Raw genomic sequence first — 17,780 nt, 5'->3', positions numbered from 1 at the left:
CGGGCCCCTGGTGACGATTCAGGGCGGAAAGGCTTAGTGGGACTTGATCAGGGTGCCGATGCCCACGTCCGTGAGAATTTCCAGCAGCAGGGAATGTTCCACCCGGCCATCGATGATGTGCACGCTTTTCACCCCGTTGCGGGCCGCGTCCAGGGCGGAGCCGATTTTCGGCAGCATGCCGCCAGACAGGGTGCCATCCGCCACCATGTCGTCGATTTGCTTGGGGGTCAGGCCGGTGAGGAGCTTGCCATCCTGGTCCAGCACCCCGGGGGTGTTGGTGAGCAGCACCAGCTTTTCCGCCTTGAGCACTTCCGCCAGCTTGCCCGCCACCACGTCCGCGTTGATGTTGTAGGTTTCCCCGTCCTTACCCACGCCGATGGGAGCGACCACGGGAATGAAATCCCCCGAATCCAGGAGGCCGATGAGGGAGGGATCCACCTGGGTAATCTGGCCCACCTGGCCGATGTCGATCAGGTCTTCCGGATTGTCCTGGTTGGGGATGAGCAGTTTCTTGGCCCGGATAAAGGCCCCGTCCTTGCCCGTCAGGCCCACTGCCTTACCCCCGGCCTGGTTGATGAGATTGACCACTTCCTTGTTTACCTGGCCCCCCAGGACCATTTCCACCACTTCCATGGTTTCCGCGTCGGTGACCCGCATGCCCTGGATGAAATGGCCCTTTTTGCCGACCCGGCTCAGCAGGTGCTCAATTTGGGGGCCGCCTCCATGGACCACCACCACATTCATCCCTACCAGCTTCAAAAGCACCACGTCCCGGGCGAAGGACTGTTTCAGGTGCTCGTCGGTCATGGCGTTGCCGCCGTATTTGACCACGATGGTCTTGCCGTGGAAGCGTTTGATGTAGGGCAGGGCCTCGGCCAGGATGTCGGCCTGGAGGCTGGAATCGGGGGTGAGGGCGCTCATGGCATGGTCCGCAGGAAATCAATGGTGGGGCGGATTTTACCCGCCCGGGGAGGGAAATAAAAAGCCGACGCAGTGTGCGTCGGCTTCCAGAGGAAGGGGGCCAGGGTTTTACTGGATTTCCAGCCGCTTACTGGTGGCGCTGGCTTTCTTGGGTAGGTTCAGTTCCAGCACCCCGTCCGTGAATTTAGCCACGGCGGCGCCGTCGTCAATTTCCTGGGCCAGCTGGAAGCTGCGGGCTACCTTACCGAAGTAGCGTTCGGAACGCAGCACCCGTTCCCCTTCTTTCACTTCCTTTTCCTGCTTGATTTCCGCGCTGATGGATACCGTATTGCCTTCCACGGCCACATGAATGTCCTCTTTCTTGGCCCCAGGCAGTTCGGCGTGGACCTGATAGGCCGCCGCATCCTCCTTCACGTCCACCTTAATACTGGGGGTGGTCACCGGGCTTTGGAATTCCATGGGGCGCACGAAAAAGCCGTGCAACAAATCGTCCAAAGAATCCAGAGACGGGCTGAAGCGGGTCAGATGGTTGCTCATGGGAATCTCCTTTCCGTTTGTTTGCCAGAAGCGACTTGGCGATCGCATAACTCCCATATGGCGTCGGGGGGTAATTTTTCAAGGCCCGAGGGATTGGCCATAATGGGCGCCCTGATCACTCTGGAATGACTCCATGACGGAAGCCAAGCAACAAGGCCCACTCCACCCTTGCCCCGGCTGTGGAGCGCCGGTGGCCTGTGGGGTGGCGGCGGGAGAAAAAGACTGTTGGTGTTTTCATCTACCCCCCAGTGGCAAGGTGCTGGACGGGGGCGGACGCTGCTATTGCCCGGCTTGCCTGGAGAAATTCCGTAGCGAGGCTAAGGGGCTGGAAGGGCAAGGCCGGGCGGAAAAGGCCTAGGTAGGCCGGAACCCCTCTCCCAGGGCCTGAATGGCGTCCCGGTTAGTCCAGGAAAAGACCTCCGTGGCCGCCTGTTGCCAGGGTACCCAGCGGTAGGCCAGATGTTCCCGGGGGGCGAGGCGCACCGGTTGGGGGGCGGGTAATTCCAGGGAAAACACGTGTTCCTGGTTGTGGGTGACGCCGGGAGCGTAGCGGTGGCGCCACTCCTGAAAAATTTCAAAGGTCTGGGTTTGGTGCCAGTCCAGGAGCCGGAAGGCGTCGCAATCCAAGCCGGTTTCTTCCCCTACCTCCCGTCGGGCCGTGTCAGCCAGGCTTTCTTCCCCTTCCTGGCTGCCGGTGACGGATTGCCAATACCCGGGGTGGCTGGCCCGTTCCAGCAGCAGGATTTGTAAATCCGGGCTGTGGATTACCACCAGTACCGAAACCGGGCGCTTGTACGTCGGCATGGGCTTAGGGATGCCCGGGGGGCGGGTCCAGATAGACCTGGAAGGGGCGCTGGGTGGCGGCCCAAGTGGTAGCGGCGTCCTGGAGCACCTCCTGGAGGGCTAGCCAGTCCTGGGGCGCTTCCCGGGCCATGGCGGCGCCGCCGGTCAGACATAGGACCAGCCCCGTCTCCGGGAGCCAGGAAAGATCCCCCAGGCAATCGGCCAGGGCATCCAGGTTGGCGCCATACCACTCGGGAAAGGCCAGACTGCGGCCAAGGGCAACCAGGGCGTGGTCTAGCCGGGCGTCTTGTAAAGCGAGATGGAAGATTTGCCAGCCCTGCTGCCGGGCTTGAGCGATAAGGGCGTCCAATCCTGCCGGAGGCAGGGCTTGGAGCCGGTGAGGTGCAGCGGCGGGAGGGTGGTTGGGGGAGGAAACCATGGTCCTGACGTCCTTATTCCCGGATGCGGTGAAAACTGCGGTAGTGGTCGTCGCTGTAGTAATACTCACCCGAGGTACGCACGTCCTGGCCCGGTCCCTGGCCCGCGATGATACGACGGGGGCCCCGGTTGCGCAGGCCGGGGGTGGGCACGGTGTATTCCCGGTAATAGCCCCGGGGGCGGGAAGGGAGGCGTCGCTCGTAGTTGCCGAACACCCCCCCGTCCCGGGCGTAGGGGAAAGGCCCGCCCCGTTTGATCAGGGACAGGGTATCCCAGGCTTCCTGGGGCAGGTCCTGGGCCCGGACGACTCCGGCACTACTGTAAAAGGCCCGGGCTTGGGTCTGGGTCGGCAGGAGGCACACCAGTGCCCCCAGCAGACTCAGCCACCAGAGCAGGCGTTTCATCAGGCCTTGGGCGTTTCCGCCGGGGCTTCAGCCTTTTGCCGCAGACGGATATGGAGTTCCCGCAGTTGCTTTTCGTCCACTTCGGAGGGGGCGTTGGTGAGCAGACATTGGGCCCGCTGGGTCTTGGGGAAGGCGATTACGTCCCGGATGGATTCGGCGCCGGTCATCATGGTGACGATCCGATCCAGGCCGAAGGCCAGGCCGCCATGGGGAGGCGCGCCATACTTCAGGGCATCCAGGAGGAAGCCGAATTTGAGCTGGGCTTCTTCCGGACCGATCTTCAGGGCGTCGAAGACCTTGGATTGGACGTCCGCCTTGTGGATACGGATGGAGCCGCCGCCCACTTCCCAGCCATTCAGGGCCAGATCGTAGGCCTTGGCCAGGCACTTGCCCGGATCGCTGGCCAGCAACTCCACGTGTTCGTCCTTGGGGCTGGTGAAGGGGTGGTGGCAGGCCACCCAGCGCTTGTCTTCTTCGTCGTATTCGAACATGGGGAAATCCACCACCCACAGGGGCCGCCAGGCTTCGCCGGTGACATAGCCCTTGTCGTGGCCCAGCTTGATACGCAGGGCGCCCAGGGCGTCGTTCACCACCTTGGCCTTGTCGGCGCCGAAGAAAATCAGGTCGCCGCTTTGGGCCCCGGTCTTTTCCAGAATGCCCTTCAGGGCGGCTTCGTGGAGGTTCTTGACGATGGGGGATTGGAGGCCCTGTTCGTTAGGCTGGGTAACGTCATTGACCTTGATGTAAGCCAGGCCCCGGGCTCCGTAGATGCCCACGAACTTGGTCAGTTCGTCGATTTCGCCTCGAGTCAGGGCCTTGTCGCCAGCGGCGCCGCCGGGCACCCGCAGGGCCGCGACCCGGCCGTTGCCGCTATTGGCGGGGTTGGAGAAGACCTTGAAGGCCACGTCCTTGACCAGATCGGTCACGTCCGAGAGTTCCAGGGTGACGCGCAGGTCGGGCTTGTCGGAACCGAAGCGGGACATGGCTTCCCCGTAGGTCATGCGGGGGAAGGGCTGGGGCAGATCCACTCCCAGGGCTTCCTTGAACACGGTGCAGATCAGCTCTTCCATGAGGCCGGTGATCTGGGTTTCGTTCAGGAAGGAGGTTTCGATATCCACCTGGGTGAACTCGGGCTGGCGATCGGCCCGCAGATCCTCATCCCGGAAACACTTGGTGATCTGGTAGTAGCGGTCAAAGCCCGCCACCATGAGCATTTGCTTGAAGAGCTGGGGGGACTGGGGCAGGGCGAAGAATTGGCCCGGATGCACCCGGGAAGGCACCAGGTAGTCCCGGGCTCCTTCCGGAGTGCTCTTGGTGAGCATAGGGGTTTCGATGTCGATGAAGCCCTTGCTGTCCAGGAAGCGACGGAAGGCCATGGCGGTCTTGTAACGCAGCATCAGGTTCTTCTGCATCTGGGGCCGACGCAAATCCACCACCCGGTTGGTGAGGCGCACCGTTTCGGAGAGGTTTTCGTCATCCAGCTGGAAGGGGGGGGTGACCGCCGGGTTGAGCACTTCGATTTCGTGGCACAGCACTTCCACTTCCCCGCTGGGGATATTGGGATTCACCGTGCCCGCCGGACGGGGGCGGACCTTGCCGGTAATGCGCAGGACAAACTCATTACGGACGGATTCGGCTACCTGGAACATTTCGGGCCGATCCGGATCGCAGACCACCTGGGCCAGCCCTTCCCGATCCCGCAGGTCGATGAAAATGACGCCGCCGTGGTCACGCCGACGGTGGGCCCAGCCGCAAAGGGAAACTTCCTGGCCGACGAGGCCAGCGTTCAATTGTCCGCAATAATGAGTACGCATGGTGATCCAGATAGTTGGGGTGTTACGGGTGCTGAGAGGCGGTGGCGTCCTTGTGCCGGACCGGCGGAGCCACAACGCCCATGGAAATGATGTACTTGAGGGCTTCGTCCACACTCATATCCAGCTCCACTGCATCCTTCTTGGGCAGCATGAGGAAAAAGCCGGAAGTGGGGTTGGGGGTGGTGGGCACGTAAACGCTCACGTATTCCCCCTCCAGGGTATTCACCACATCGCCCCCGGGCTGGCCGGTGAGGAAGGCGATGGTCCAGCAATCCCGGCGGGGATACTCGATGAGCAGGGCTTTGCGAAAGGCCTGGCCGCTGGAGGAGAAAAGGGTGTCGGAAACTTGCTTGACGCTGTTATAGACCGAATTCACCACGGGAATGCGGGCTAACAGCTTTTCCCACCAGCGCACCAGCTTCTGACCGATGAAGTTGGCGGTGGCCACGCCGGTGACGAGAATCACCAGCAGGGTCAGGATGGCCCCGGCTCCGGGGATGTCAAAGCCAAACAGATTCTTGGGGTGGACCGCCTCCGGCAAAAGCTGGAGGGACTGGTCCATGGTGCCAATAATCAGGTTGAGTACCCAGGCCGTAATAGCCAGGGGTACCCAGATCACCAACCCGGTAATGAAGTAGCGCTTGATTAGTGACCCGCGCACGCGCAGCCTCCGCTGCCGCCCTGGCAGGCCGGGGCATCCGTATTTTTGCCTCCGTCCTTGAAGTCGGTGGCGTACCAGCCGTTTCCTTTCAATTGGAAACCGGCGGCGGTCAGTTGCTTGCTATAAGTTTCCTTGCCGCATTTGGGGCAAGTGGTCAGCGGTTCGTCGCTCATCTTTTGCAGGTGATCGTCTTCGTAACCGCAAGATTCGCAACGATAAGAATAGATCGGCATCACTAAACTCCGGAAAGGTGGAATTATACCCGAACCGGCAACCCGGGTTGCCGGAACCTTTCCGGGAGATGGGGGCGGAGCCCCAGGTTTCAAGGCTTTTATAGCAGGCGCAGATAGGCGTGGGTCAGGTCCTTGCCCCAAAAAAGCGCCAGCAATCCGGCTGTGGCCAGGTAGGGTCCGAAGGGAATGGGCACATTGCGGCCCCGTTTGGTGGCCACCATCAGGCCGATGCCTACCACGGCGCCGACGAAGGAGGAGAGCAGAATGGTCAGGGGCAACATCTGCCAGCCCAGCCAGGCGCCGATGGCCGCCAGTAGCTTGAAATCTCCGTAGCCCATGCCTTCCTTGCCCGTCGCCAGTTTAAACAGCCAATAAACGGTCCATAGGCTCAGATACCCGGCCATGGCGCCGATGACGGCGGCTTCCAGGGAGGTGTAGGTGCCGTAAAGATTGAAAGCCAGCCCGAGCCATAACAGGGGCAGGGTGATGCAGTCAGGTAACAGCTGGGTGTCGAAGTCGATCCAGGTCAGGGCAATAAGGGCCCAGAGCAGGCACAGGGCGCCCAGCCCCGCCCCATTAGCCCCGAAAATCCAGATGGCAAAGCCCGAAAGCAGGGCGGTCAGGCCCTCCACTAGGGGATAGCGTATGGAAATGGGAGCGCCACAGGCGGCACATTTCCCCCCCAACAGCAGGTAGCTAAGGATGGGAATGTTCTCTTTTGCGGAAATGAGGTGATCGCAGTGGGGGCAACGGGAGCGGGGTGTGGCCAGATTGAATGGCTCCCCTTCCGGCGGCGGCAGCCCCCGCAATTCCGCGCATTGCCCCTGCCAGTCCCGCTCCAGCATCTTGGGGAGACGGTAAATCACGACGTTTAAGAAACTGCCGACCAACAGGCCTAATAAGGCGGCCAGTAGCGTTGGTCCCAGGGAATTAGGTAATTGCCAGATTTCAACCATCTTCTATTTCCGCCCCTTTACATTTAAACCACAGAGCCGAGTTTGAAGATAGGAAGATACATGGCGATAACCATACCGCCAATCAGCGTACCCAGCACCACCATAATGATCGGTTCCATTAAACTGGAGAGAGCCTCTACCGAGTCGTCTACCTCCTGTTCAAAGAAGTCTGCGACCTTTGAGAGCATGGCGTCCAAAGCCCCGGATTCTTCCCCAATTGCAACCATCTGTACCACCATATTGGGAAATATGGATGCGTTTTGCATAGCGGCGGTCAGGCTGGTGCCCGTACTGACCTCACTCTGAATCTTTGCGGTGGCGACTTTATATACGTAATTCCCCGAGGCGCCTCCTACCGAATCCAACGCTTCGACCAGCGGTACTCCCGCAGCAAACATCGTGGCGAGGGTTCTGGTCCAACGGGCGATAGTGGATTTACGGATAATCTCTCCGAATATCGGTGCTCTTAGCAGCGCTCGGTCCATAAACATTTGCACTTTTTCTGAGCGCTTCCATGCCTGTAATGCGCCGTATATGCCACCGCCCAAGGCAATTAATATAAGCGGCCAATAAGCGACGAAAAAATCAGAAATTGCTATTACAAAAACAGTTGGTGCAGGTAAGTCAGCGCCAAAGTCGCTAAAAACCTTTTTAAAGGCTGGAATTACAAAAATCATAATAATTGCTGTGATAATGAAAGCTACAGCAAGCACTGCCGTTGGGTAGAATAAGGCAGATTTAATTTTGCTTTTTATTGCAAGGATTTTCTCCTTATAAACCGCAAGGCGGTCTAGTATGCTGTCTAATATGCCGGCCTGCTCACCGGCTGCAACCAAGTTACAAAATAGGCTATCAAAATATAGAGGGTATTTTTTAAAGGCTTGATTAAGCGAGCTACCTGTTTCGACATCACTTTTAATATCTGATAAAAGTTTTGATACGGAGGGGTTGGCGTGCCCCTTTCCAACAATATCAAATGCCTGTAATAACGGGACGCCGGATCTCATCATGGTAGCAAGTTGCCGAGTGAAAAGGGTAATATCCTTCTCCGTGATTTTTCTTCCAGAACGAAATCGTTGCTTAGATACTTTTGCGACGATAATACCTTGCCTGCGCAGGGTGGCTTGCACCACGGTAACGCTGGTGCTGCGCATTTCCCCCCGTACCAATTTGCCGTGTTTGTCTTTCCCCTCCCAAAGAAAAACACTTTCTTTTAAGCCGCTATCAATTTTCTTGATCGGTTTTTTTGCGGCGCTGTTCATGAATCAGCTCCCTTTATCGAATGACTGGCTAAGCTAGGCGTTGGTCGTGGAAAGAACTTCGTCCAAGGAGGTCACTCCTTGCTTTACTTTCAACAAGCCGGATTGGCGAAGGTTCTTTACCCCTTCTTTTTGGGCTTGAGCCGCAATATCCATGGAATTCCCATTGCCCATGATAATGCGCTGAATTTCTTCGGTAATCGGCATGACCTGGTAAATGCCAACCCGGCCTTTATAGCCAGTTCCCTTGCAGCGGTCACAGCCGCCATCTCGAGGGCCAAACAAAGTCCAGCTTCCGTCCAGATCGCTTTCTTTGAAGCCCGCATCCAGTAAGGTATCTCTCGGAACATCAAGGGGAACCTTGCAAGTGCAGAGCCTGCGGGCCAAGCGCTGTGCAGTTATGAGAATCACCGAGGCGGCGATATTGAAGGTAGGAACCCCCATATTCTTTAGCCGTTCCAGGGTCGTCGGTGCGTCGTTGGTGTGCAGGGTAGAAAGCACCATGTGCCCGGTTTGGGCCGCCTTGATGGCGATTTCTGCCGTTTCCAAATCCCGAATTTCCCCCACCATGATGACGTCCGGATCTTGACGCAAAAAGGCTTTTAGGGCGGAGGAAAAGGTGAGGCCAGCTTTTTCGTTTACGTTAACCTGATTAATTCCCGGTAAATTGATTTCAGCAGGATCTTCCGCTGTGGAAATATTGGTTCCTGGGTCGTTGAGCAGATTCAGGCAAGTATAAAGGGAAACCGTTTTCCCTGAGCCGGTAGGACCGGTAACTAGCACCATGCCGTAGGGGCGGTGGATGGCGTCCATTAGGGCGGCTTGCTGCTCGGGTTCATAACCCAACGCTTCAATACCCAAGGTGGCGGATGTGGGGTCCAAAATCCGCATAACAATTTTTTCCCCATGCAGGGTGGGGAGGGTGCTAACGCGAAAATCAATGGCCCGATTTTTGGATAAAACCAATTTCATCCGGCCGTCTTGGGGAACACGTTTTTCGGAAATATCCAAACGGGAAATGACTTTAATCCGGGATGCGATTTTTTCCTTGATGACCAAGGGGGGCGTGGCTATTTCCCTTAATACGCCGTCGATACGAAAGCGGATGCGGTAATACTTTTCATAGGGTTCGAAATGGACGTCAGAGGCTCCATCGTTAATAGCATCCAGCAATATTTTCTGAATAAATTTGACGACAGGTGCATCGTCCACCTCTAAGGTGACGGCTTCGTCCGCCTTTTCCGATTCCTCTTCTGCGAATTCAAGGTTCAAATCTTCCGAAGCAAAGGCTTTCAAGGAGTCTTCGGCGGCTTCGGAATGTTTTGCGACCAGGGGGGTAAGTTTTGTTTCTTCAACAACAATCGGGTCGACGGCTAAGCCGGTCTGAAACCGGATCTCATCTAAAGCACGCAGATTGGTGGGGTCGGCCACAGCAATGGCGAGCCGGTTGCCCCGCTTATTGAGTGGGATGACCCGGTGGGTTGCAATGAGCTTTCGGTCAATGGCATCCGTAGGGATTTGACTATCGTCGTAGGCATCCAGGTCCAGCAGGGGGTAACCAAAGGTTTCTGCGGCAAAGAGCGCAATATCCCGGGCGGAAAAGCGTTTGGTGGCTACTAGCTGGCCAATGAATGTACCCCCGGTGCTCGATGCTTGAGCCATGAAGGTATCGGCTTCGGATTCCTTTATCCGTTCCGCTTGTACCAGCGCACGCGCTAAACCGCTGAGGGGTACCTGTAGCGTTGCTGCCATGAAAGTTCTCGAATTCAGCTGGGCTTGACTAGAAGGGAGGGGCGCTGGGGCAAACGTGTAGGACAAATCCCGCGCTCAAAGTGGGGATGATGATGCCCGCGTGGTCTGGGATTGTAAACCTTAAGTCATAAGGCCTAGTTTGAAGGCAAGGGCCGCGCAGGGCGCTAGGGCGTGGGGCTTTAACCCGCCCTACCCAAAATCACTTCCAGAACAAAGCGGCTGCCGATGTAGGCCAGGAGCAGGAGGAGGAAGCCGGTCATGGTCCAGCGCAGGGCCAGGCGGCCGCGCCAGCCGTAGATGCGGCGTCCCAGTAGCAGGGCGGCGAAAATGCCCCAGGAAATGAAGGCGAAGATGGTCTTGTGGTCGAAGGTCAGGGCTTTGCCGAACAATTCCTCGGAAAACAGGACGCCGGAGGCCAGGGCGACGGTGAGCAGGAGGAAGCCCAGGAAAATCATGCGGAACAGCAAAGATTCCATGACCAGGATGGGGGGCAGGCTGGCCAGGCTTTTAGTTAATGCCCGGCGATGCAGTTTGCGCTCGGCGAAGCCCATGAAAACGGCGTGCATGGCGGCCAGGGTGAAAAAGCTGTAGGCCAGCATGGAGGCCATGAAGTGAAGCTTGAAGCCCAAGGAGGCCGCGTGGGGTAAGGGGTGGGCGATGGGAAAGAGGGGCGGGGCTAGGGCGCAGACGGCGGCCAAGGGCAACACCATGGGCTGCATCCCTTCCATGCGGGCGTGGAAGCTTTCCAGCCAGTAGATTAGCACCGCCAGCCAGAGCATGAGGGCCAGGGCCAGGGCGAAGGAAAAGCGCATTTCCCCGTTACCCATAATGCCGTCGTATAGGGCTAGGCCATGGAGGACCAGCCCCCCCAGGATCAGGAGCCGTTCCCAGGGTTGCATGGGCACGGCGACCCGGGCGTTTTCCGTATTCGCCCAGCGGCTGCGCCAGAAATGAACGCCCAGCAAGCCAAAGACCGCTGCGGCCAGGTAGTGGGGCAGGAAGTGCAGTAAAATGGGCGACATCTAATTAGTTTACACCAAGCCCAATTTCCCATGCTCGACAACCTGACCCAACGCCTTGCCCGCGTAATGAAGACCCTGCGCGGAGAAGCCCGCCTCACGGACGCCAATATTGCCGATGCGCTCCGGGAGGTGCGGCTGGCTCTGCTGGAAGCGGATGTGGCCCTGCCGGTCATCAAGGACTTCATCGCCGCCGTCAAGGAAAAGGCCGTGGGGGAAGCGGTGGTGGGTTCCCTGACCCCGGGCCAGGCCCTGATCGGGGTGGTGCACGAGGAAATGACCGCCCTCATGGGGGGCGCCAATGCCAGCCTGAATCTGGCTACCCAGCCGCCGGCCGTGGTGTTAATGGCTGGCTTGCAGGGGGCGGGGAAGACCACCACCACCGGTAAATTGGCGAAGTGGCTCAAGGAAACCCAAAAGAAGAAGGTGCTGGTGGTTTCCTGTGACGTCTATCGGCCCGCCGCCATTGAACAGTTGCAGACTGTGGCGGCCCAGGCTGGTGTGGATTTTTTCCCCTCTTCCCCGGAAGATAAACCGGAAGCTATTGCCCTGGCGGCGGTGGATTGGGCCAAGCGCCATTATCACGACGTGGTGCTGGTGGATACGGCCGGGCGCCTGGCCATTGATGAGGCCATGATGGCAGAAATTCAGCGCCTCCATGAAGTGCTGAAGCCCATTGAAACCCTGTTCGTGGTGGATTCCATGCTGGGCCAGGACGCGGTGAATACGGCCAAGGCATTTAATGACGCCCTGCCCCTCACCGGGGTGGTGCTGACCAAGTTGGACGGGGATGCCCGGGGGGGCGCCGCCCTGTCCGTGCGTCAGGTCACGGGCAAGCCCATCAAATTTGCCGGGGTGGGGGAAAAACTCTCCGGCCTGGAACCCTTTTACCCGGATCGTATGGCCTCCCGGGTGCTGGGCATGGGGGACATCCTGTCCCTGGTGGAGGAAGCCCGTAAGGGAGTGGATGAGGAAAAGGCCAAGGCCATGGCCAAGAAGTTGAAGTCCGGCAAGGGCTTCGACCTCAATGATTTCAAGGATCAGATTGCCCAGATGCGCAACATGGGGGGCATGTCGGCCTTTATCGACAAGTTGCCGGCCCAGTTTGCCCAGGCGGCTGGTCAGTTGCAGGGTGGGGCGGAGGAAAAAGCCATTCGGCGCATCGAAGGCATTATTAATTCCATGACTCCGGGGGAACGGTCCAAGCCGGAAATCATCAAAGCCAGCCGCAAGCGGCGCATTGCGGCGGGAGCTGGGGTGCAGGTGCAGGAGGTGAACCGCTTGCTCAACCAGTTCGAACAGACTCAGAAAATGATGAAGTCCTTTGCCAAGGGTGGCCTGGGCAAGCTGATGCGGGGCATGAAGGGCATGATGCCCGGGATGCGCTGAAGATCGTTTCTGGGGTTTGCCCAATAAAAAAGGCGGCTGAAGCCGCCTTTTTTATTGCATGGCCATGCGTGTACTGTAGGACCATTGGCCCTGCCAGGCGGCACGGACCATATTGGGGTATTCGGGTTGGCCCAGACTGCCGTTGTAGCGGCCCAGGGCCCGGTACAGGTCGCCGTTTTCGATGTCCAGATAGAAGCGCAGGATGGTGCAGCCGTAGCGCAGGTTGGTGCGCATCTGGAACAGGTCGTTGCCCGGGGTTCCGATCTGCTTGATCCAGAAGGGCATGACCTGCATATAGCCCCGGGCGCCCACGGAGGATAGGGCGTATTTCTTGAAGCCGCTCTCTACCTGGATCAGGCCCAGGACCAACTGGGGGTCCAACCCCGCCCGGGTGGCTTCGTAATGGACTGAGCGCAGAAATTCCAGGCGTTCCTTCTGGTCCGGGATGCGTTTCGTCAGGCGACGGGACATTTCCGTCAGCCAGTCCGCGGCCGCCATGGGGTTTTTGAAGGAACTGTAGGGCGGCGCCTGGTCCGCCACCGCTTTGGACAAAGCGGCCTGGACACTGGCGGACAGGGGTTCGTAACGCTGGGCCCCGGCCTGGGCTACCAAAGGCAGGCCCAGGACCAGGAGCAAGGCCGTTAGGCGGCGCACAATTTCTCCCGAATAAAGGTTTGCACATCCCCGGCGGGGATCAGGGTGGCGGCTTCGTCCCGGCGTCCCTTGTATTCCAGCTGCCCCTCCTTGAGGGTACGTTCACCGATTACCAGGCGATGGGGAATGCCGATCAGTTCCATATCGGCGAACATGGAGCCGGGGCGTTCGTTCCGGTCATCCAGCAGCACATCCAGGCCCAGGCTTTCCAGTTCCACCAGCAGTTTGTCCGCCGCTTCTTTCACCACCGGGTTCTTATGATAGCCCATGGGGACGATGGCGATTTGGAAGGGGGCGATGGCGGCGGGGAAAATAATGCCCCGATCATCGAAATTCTGTTCGATGGCCGCTCCCACAATCCGGGAAACCCCGATGCCATAGCAGCCCATTTCCATGACCTGCTCCTTGCCGTTTTCGTCCAGGAACTTGCAGTTCATGGCTTGGGAGTATCGGGTGCGGAGCTGGAAAATATGGCCCACTTCCACGCCCCGGCAAAGTTCCAGAGGCCCTTTGCCGTCCGGGCAGGGGTCCCCCGCAATCACGTTGCGGATGTCCGCCACCTGAGCGGGCTCGGGCAGATCCCGACCAAAATTGACGTGGGTGAAGTGGTAACCCGCTTGGTTGGCGCCGCAGACAAAGTCCCCCATGGCCGCCACGCTGCGGTCAGCGATAACCCGGATGCCCGCATCAATGTCCACCGGACCGATGTAGCCGGGCTTGCAGCCCAGGGCGGTGACAATTTCGTCGTCCTTGGCAAAGCGGAATTCCCCAATCACCTTTTCCGCCTTGATTTCGTTCAGCTCGTGGTCGCCCCGGAGGAGCAGCAGGGTGAAGCCGCCTTCTGCGGCCACCACGGCAATGGATTTGACCAGCTGGGTAACGTCCGTGCCGAGGAATTGGGCCACATCCCCGCATTGGGTTTTGTCCGGGGTAGGTTCCTTAGCCAGGGGGGCGTCGGGAGCGACCCGGGGCGTGGTGGGGGCCAGGGCCTCCGCCAGTTCCACGTTGGCGGCATAGTCCGAATCCGGGCAGAAGGCGATGGCGTCTTCCCCCGAGTCCGCCAGTACGTGGAATTCGTGGGAACCCGTACCGCCGATAGAGCCGGTGTCCGCTGCCACTGCCCGGAATTTCAGCCCCAGGCGTTGGAAAATCCGGTGGTAAGTGTCGTACATATTCCCGTATTCCCGCTCCAGGTCGGCAAAGCTGGTGTGGAAGGAATAGCCGTCTTTCATCAGGAATTCCCGGCCCCGCATGACGCCGAAACGGGGACGGATTTCGTCCCGGAATTTGGTCTGGATTTGGTAGAGGTGGATGGGCAACTGGCGGTAGCTCTTAATTTCCCGCCGTACCACGTCGGTGATCACTTCTTCGTGGGTCGGGCCGATGACAAAGTCCCGATGGTGCCGGTCCTTGATGCGCAGCAGCTCAGGGCCGTATTTTTCCCAGCGTCCCGTTTCCTGCCAAAGCTCCGCCGGTATCACGGCGGGCATGAGCAGTTCCTGGGCGCCCGCCCGGTTCATTTCGTCCCGGATAATGGCTTCTACTTTGCGCAACACCCGCAGGCCCAGGGGCATCCAGGTATAAATGCCGCCAGCCAGGCGCTTGATGAGGCCGGCTCGGATCATCAGTTTGTGGCTAATGACTTCCGCTTCTGCCGGAGCTTCTTTAAGGGTGGAGAGGAGAAATTGCGAGGTGCGCATGATGAATGGTTATAAGGGTATCTAAATATCTAATTTTACAAGACGTGGGGAGAGAAGGGGGAATGGTGGTGCCTGGCAGGCCGGGGCGGTTTCCTTTCCAAGCGTTTTGAAATGTGAAAAAATGCTGGTAACCCAATATTTTTAGCAGGTTTTTTCATGCTTGATCGCGAAGGCTATCGCCCGAACGTCGGCATCATTCTTTGCAACTCCCGAAATGAGGTTTTTTGGGGTAAGCGGATACGCGAACATTCTTGGCAGTTCCCTCAAGGCGGTATCAAGCGCGGTGAAACTCCCGAGCAGGCAATGTACCGGGAACTGCATGAGGAAGTGGGGCTGATGCCCGAGCATGTCCGGATTCTGGGGCGAACCCGGGATTGGTTGCGCTACGATGTGCCGACGCAGTGGATAAAGAGAGAGTGGCGGGGTAGTTACAAGGGCCAGAAGCAAATCTGGTTTTTGTTGCGTCTCACCGGCCGGGATTCGGACGTTTCCCTGCGGGCGACCGATCACCCGGAATTCGACGCCTGGCGTTGGAACGATTACTGGGTGCCCCTGGAGTCGGTCATCGAGTTCAAGCGGGGCGTGTACGAACAAGCCTTGAATGAATTGATGCGCTTCATTGACGCCGATCGTCCACACCATCGGGGCCACAATCGCCGTCCCGACGGCGGCAAGGCCTAGGTTGCCGACCATGCGTTTGAAAGGCAGCCGTACCGAGGCCAACCTGAAGGAAGCTTTCGCCAAGGAAGCCCAGGCTAACCGCCGCTACCTTTATTTTGCTGCCAAGGCCGATGTGCTGGGCCAAGCAGGAGTGGCGGAGGTGTTCCGCGCCATTGCGGAAGGGGAGACGGGGCACGCCCACGGCCATCTGGAATATCTGGAAAGCTGTGGTGATCCGGTTACGGATCTGCCTTTTTCTTCCCTGCGGGAAAGTCTTAAAGCAGCCTTGGTCAGCGAACTGGCCGATTGTGATCAAATGTACCCCCGCATGGCCCTGGAGGCGCGAGAAGAGGGGTTGGTGGAACTCGCCGCCTGGTTCGAAGCGCTCACCAAAGCAGAGCGGGCCCATGCCAATCGTTTGCAAAAAGCGCTGGATCAGCTGGAGGATTAGGGTGTCGCCCAATCTGAGAATGGTAGGTGTGGTGTGTGGTCTGCTGTGGGCCTTGATTCCTTTTGCCCGGGCGGACCAGGATTATCTGAGAAGCTTGAACGGCCGCATCGATAACCCGGGCTTTGAAGAGGACTACGAGAAAAAGCCCTGGGCGGAAATCGCCGCCCAATTACCCCCTGCTCCCCAGGAAAAATCCATGGTGGAATTGGACCTGGGGCCTACGGCTCGCAATCGCTTTTTCGTCGATGAAGCCAGCCTATCAGTGGGGGCGGACCGGGTGGTGCGCTATGTGGCAATCATTCTTTCCCCCTCCGGCGCCAAAAACGTGAGTTTCGAAGGCCTGCGCTGCGATACCTATGAGCGGCGCTACTACGCCTTCGGGCGGGAAGACGGCAGCTGGTCTAAAGCTCGGGGCAATGAGTGGCGCCGGTTGCGTACCGATACGGTGAATGGCTACGCCCAGACCCTGGCCAGGGAGTTTTTCTGCCCGGACGGTATCGCCATCCAGAAAGCGGAAGAAGGTGTGGCCGCGCTCAAGGCGGGAGGTAAGAAATAGCATGGCGTTGGATCAGGTCATCACGGAATTCGATAAGGCCCTCCGGGCCGTGTTTGCTCCCGCCCACTCCCGACGACCTCTCCCGGGAGGGGACAAGCCGGAGGCGGAGCTATCGGAGGCGGAGCGCCGCCACGTGGCGGGCTTGATGCGTATCGACCATTGCGGAGAAATTTGCGCCCAGGCCTTGTATCAAGGGCAGGCCATCGCCTCTCCCTCCGTAGCCTTGAAAAAAAACCTGGCGGCCGCCGCCGACGAAGAAACGGAACACTTGGCGTGGACCGCTGGCCGTTTGGCGGAACTGGGTTCCCGCAAGAGTTTGCTGAATCCCCTCTGGTATATGGGGTCCCTTACCATCGGGGTGCTGGCGGGAAAGGCGGGGGATGCCTTTAATCTGGGTTTCCTGGCGGAGACGGAGCGGCAGGTGGAGCGCCACCTGCAGGGACATTTGGCCGTGTTGCCTGCCCAGGATCAACGCTCCCGGGCTATTCTGGAGCAGATGAAGGAAGATGAAATCGGCCACTCCCGTATGGCCGAGTCTCTGGGGGCGGCCGAATTGCCCGGTGCGGTAAAGCTGGCCATGAAGGTGACGTCTCGCCTGATGACCAAGCTCACCTATTATGTATAAGGCCTAGGGTTAGGCCTCCTCAATAATTTCGTAGTCGTGGGTAATAGTGGCCGTCTTTCCCAGCATGATGGAAGCGGAGCAGTATTTATCCTTGGATAAGTCGATGGCCCGAGCCACGGCCTCGGGCTTCAATTGCTTGCCACTTACCTTGAAGTGGAAGTGAATGTGGGTGAATATTTTCGGGTCGGTTTCCGCCCGGCCGGCCTTCAGGGAAACTTCGCAGCCAGACACTTGATGCCGGCCCCGCTTCAGAATCAGCACAATATCGAAGGCGGTGCAGCCGCCTGCCCCTGCCAGTAACAGCTCCATAGGGCGGGGTGCTAGATTCCGCCCGCCCGCCTCCGGGGCGCCATCCATCAAAATGGCGTGATTGCTGCCGGTCTCGGCGAGAAAAGTGACGTTGTCTACCCACTTGACGGTGCATTCCATTGTTATCGGCTCTCTGTTGGTAAAGGGTAAAGGTGCTTCATTTTACCGGTCCCCCGAATTTTCGGGTTCTGGAGCCTGGTGGGGCGGTGTTGTGCGCCGCACAAAAAGATACGGCAACGTATGGTTGGTCAAGGCGGTGTGTCTAAGTGCCTGGGCTTGCTATAAGGGGAGCCCGGCAAAATAAAAACGGAAACTGGCTTTCCGGGCACGGGCCCGCTTGAGGAAAAATGGGCGCTGGTGCGTTGCACAAAAAAATTCTTGCCTCCGGTTTGAGTTTGGTCAATAATGAAACTGACCGAAGTGCGGATAGCAGCCAAACCGGTTGTTCGTACTTCCACTGTTTGTCTCCTCCACCCTCCTCCTTTGGTGTGGATTTAGCGCGACTCCTCGTGAGTCGCGTTTTTTTTTGCCTAAAGGAGTCTAAAGGGCGGCTGAGGGCTAGGGATTTCCTGCTCGGCGGGTTAAGCGCTTGACTGTGCATGAATTTGTAGGATAGAATCCGCGCCTTTCTGATATTAGGCATTTAAAGGACGAGGTAG

21 protein-coding genes are annotated in these 17,780 nt (G+C 58.6%); 6 read left to right on the top strand and 15 right to left on the bottom strand.

What is annotated here, in order from left to right; translation table 11 throughout:
• Positions 1–33: 33 nt before the first annotated feature.
• A complete protein-coding gene (gene argB / locus Azoinq_RS04655; protein ID WP_216131772.1) occupies positions 34–921 on the bottom strand; it encodes an acetylglutamate kinase in 888 nt (295 codons plus the stop codon).
• Positions 922–1,029: 108 nt separating this feature from the next.
• Positions 1,030–1,458: an Hsp20/alpha crystallin family protein gene (locus Azoinq_RS04650; protein WP_216131775.1), complete on the bottom strand. Its 429-nt coding sequence runs from the start codon at positions 1,456–1,458 to the stop codon at positions 1,030–1,032.
• A 133-nt stretch (positions 1,459–1,591) separates the two neighbouring features.
• Here Azoinq_RS04650 and Azoinq_RS04645 point away from each other — a divergent pair, with 133 nt between their 5' ends.
• The gene (locus Azoinq_RS04645) at positions 1,592–1,816 is read left to right on the top strand and encodes a cysteine-rich CWC family protein (protein ID WP_216131776.1); all 225 of its coding nucleotides are present in this window, start codon (positions 1,592–1,594) and stop codon (positions 1,814–1,816) included.
• On the opposite strand, the gene nudB is transcribed toward Azoinq_RS04645, so the two are convergent.
• The 10 genes from nudB to Azoinq_RS04595 all read right to left on the bottom strand — a co-directional run bounded on the left by nudB (position 1,813) and on the right by Azoinq_RS04595 (position 10,780).
• Entirely contained in the window at positions 1,813–2,262 is a 450-nt protein-coding gene (nudB, locus tag Azoinq_RS04640) for a dihydroneopterin triphosphate diphosphatase (protein ID WP_216131780.1), read from the bottom strand. The genes Azoinq_RS04645 and nudB overlap by 4 nt on opposite strands.
• Positions 2,263–2,266: 4 nt before the next feature.
• The gene (locus Azoinq_RS04635; protein WP_216131782.1) at positions 2,267–2,680 is read right to left on the bottom strand and encodes a barstar family protein; all 414 of its coding nucleotides are present in this window, start codon (positions 2,678–2,680) and stop codon (positions 2,267–2,269) included.
• A 13-nt stretch (positions 2,681–2,693) separates the two neighbouring features.
• Positions 2,694–3,083 (bottom strand): ribonuclease domain-containing protein, encoded by a 390-nt coding sequence (locus Azoinq_RS04630; RefSeq protein WP_216131786.1) that lies wholly within the window; start codon positions 3,081–3,083, stop codon positions 2,694–2,696.
• The gene (aspS, locus tag Azoinq_RS04625) at positions 3,083–4,897 is read right to left on the bottom strand and encodes an aspartate--tRNA ligase (protein ID WP_216131789.1); all 1,815 of its coding nucleotides are present in this window, start codon (positions 4,895–4,897) and stop codon (positions 3,083–3,085) included. Before aspS ends, Azoinq_RS04630 begins: the two co-directional genes overlap by 1 nt.
• Positions 4,898–4,919: 22 nt before the next feature.
• The gene (locus tag Azoinq_RS04620) at positions 4,920–5,543 is read right to left on the bottom strand and encodes a DUF502 domain-containing protein (protein WP_216132211.1); all 624 of its coding nucleotides are present in this window, start codon (positions 5,541–5,543) and stop codon (positions 4,920–4,922) included.
• The gene (locus Azoinq_RS04615) at positions 5,543–5,791 is read right to left on the bottom strand and encodes an FmdB family zinc ribbon protein (protein WP_216131792.1); all 249 of its coding nucleotides are present in this window, start codon (positions 5,789–5,791) and stop codon (positions 5,543–5,545) included. Before Azoinq_RS04615 ends, Azoinq_RS04620 begins: the two co-directional genes overlap by 1 nt.
• A gap of 98 nt (positions 5,792–5,889) precedes the next feature.
• Entirely contained in the window at positions 5,890–6,747 is an 858-nt protein-coding gene (locus tag Azoinq_RS04610; RefSeq protein ID WP_216131795.1) for a prepilin peptidase, read from the bottom strand.
• 23 nt (positions 6,748–6,770) lie between these two features.
• On the bottom strand, positions 6,771–8,009 hold the full coding sequence (locus Azoinq_RS04605; RefSeq protein WP_216131798.1) for a type II secretion system F family protein: 1,239 nt from the start codon (positions 8,007–8,009) through the stop codon (positions 6,771–6,773).
• 33 nt (positions 8,010–8,042) lie between these two features.
• On the bottom strand, positions 8,043–9,758 hold the full coding sequence (gene pilB / locus Azoinq_RS04600) for a type IV-A pilus assembly ATPase PilB (RefSeq protein WP_216131801.1): 1,716 nt from the start codon (positions 9,756–9,758) through the stop codon (positions 8,043–8,045).
• 179 nt (positions 9,759–9,937) lie between these two features.
• Positions 9,938–10,780: a cytochrome C assembly family protein gene (locus Azoinq_RS04595; RefSeq protein WP_216131803.1), complete on the bottom strand. Its 843-nt coding sequence runs from the start codon at positions 10,778–10,780 to the stop codon at positions 9,938–9,940.
• A gap of 30 nt (positions 10,781–10,810) precedes the next feature.
• Between Azoinq_RS04595 and ffh the strand changes: the two genes are divergently transcribed.
• A complete protein-coding gene (gene ffh, locus Azoinq_RS04590) occupies positions 10,811–12,166 on the top strand; it encodes a signal recognition particle protein (RefSeq protein ID WP_216131806.1) in 1,356 nt (451 codons plus the stop codon).
• 51 nt (positions 12,167–12,217) lie between these two features.
• On the opposite strand, the gene Azoinq_RS04585 is transcribed toward ffh, so the two are convergent.
• Together Azoinq_RS04585 and Azoinq_RS04580 are read right to left on the bottom strand one after the other, a co-directional pair.
• The gene (locus tag Azoinq_RS04585; protein WP_216131809.1) at positions 12,218–12,820 is read right to left on the bottom strand and encodes a transglycosylase SLT domain-containing protein; all 603 of its coding nucleotides are present in this window, start codon (positions 12,818–12,820) and stop codon (positions 12,218–12,220) included.
• Positions 12,808–14,520: a proline--tRNA ligase gene (locus Azoinq_RS04580; RefSeq protein WP_216131812.1), complete on the bottom strand. Its 1,713-nt coding sequence runs from the start codon at positions 14,518–14,520 to the stop codon at positions 12,808–12,810. Before Azoinq_RS04580 ends, Azoinq_RS04585 begins: the two co-directional genes overlap by 13 nt.
• Positions 14,521–14,676: 156 nt before the next feature.
• Between Azoinq_RS04580 and Azoinq_RS04575 the strand changes: the two genes are divergently transcribed.
• Genes Azoinq_RS04575 through coq7 form a run of 4 tightly spaced genes read left to right on the top strand, consistent with a single transcriptional unit; the run spans position 14,677 to position 16,812 of the window.
• On the top strand, positions 14,677–15,201 hold the full coding sequence (locus tag Azoinq_RS04575; protein WP_216131815.1) for an RNA pyrophosphohydrolase: 525 nt from the start codon (positions 14,677–14,679) through the stop codon (positions 15,199–15,201).
• 10 nt (positions 15,202–15,211) lie between these two features.
• The gene (locus Azoinq_RS04570) at positions 15,212–15,631 is read left to right on the top strand and encodes a rubrerythrin family protein (RefSeq protein WP_216131819.1); all 420 of its coding nucleotides are present in this window, start codon (positions 15,212–15,214) and stop codon (positions 15,629–15,631) included.
• Positions 15,632–15,683: 52 nt separating this feature from the next.
• Positions 15,684–16,187, top strand: a complete 504-nt coding sequence (locus tag Azoinq_RS04565) for a CNP1-like family protein (protein WP_232368558.1) — start codon at positions 15,684–15,686, stop codon at positions 16,185–16,187.
• Between the two features lies 1 nt (position 16,188).
• On the top strand, positions 16,189–16,812 hold the full coding sequence (gene coq7, locus Azoinq_RS04560) for a 2-polyprenyl-3-methyl-6-methoxy-1,4-benzoquinone monooxygenase (RefSeq protein WP_216131822.1): 624 nt from the start codon (positions 16,189–16,191) through the stop codon (positions 16,810–16,812).
• Positions 16,813–16,821: 9 nt separating this feature from the next.
• Here coq7 and Azoinq_RS04555 read toward each other — a convergent pair whose 3' ends face one another.
• Positions 16,822–17,241, bottom strand: a complete 420-nt coding sequence (locus Azoinq_RS04555; RefSeq protein ID WP_216131825.1) for an OsmC family protein — start codon at positions 17,239–17,241, stop codon at positions 16,822–16,824.
• Positions 17,242–17,780 lie beyond the last annotated feature (539 nt).

The organism is Azospira inquinata (genome assembly GCF_018905915.1).
GTDB lineage: Bacteria > Pseudomonadota > Gammaproteobacteria > Burkholderiales > Rhodocyclaceae > Azospira > Azospira inquinata.
This window is presented reverse-complemented; position numbering and strand designations above follow the sequence as displayed.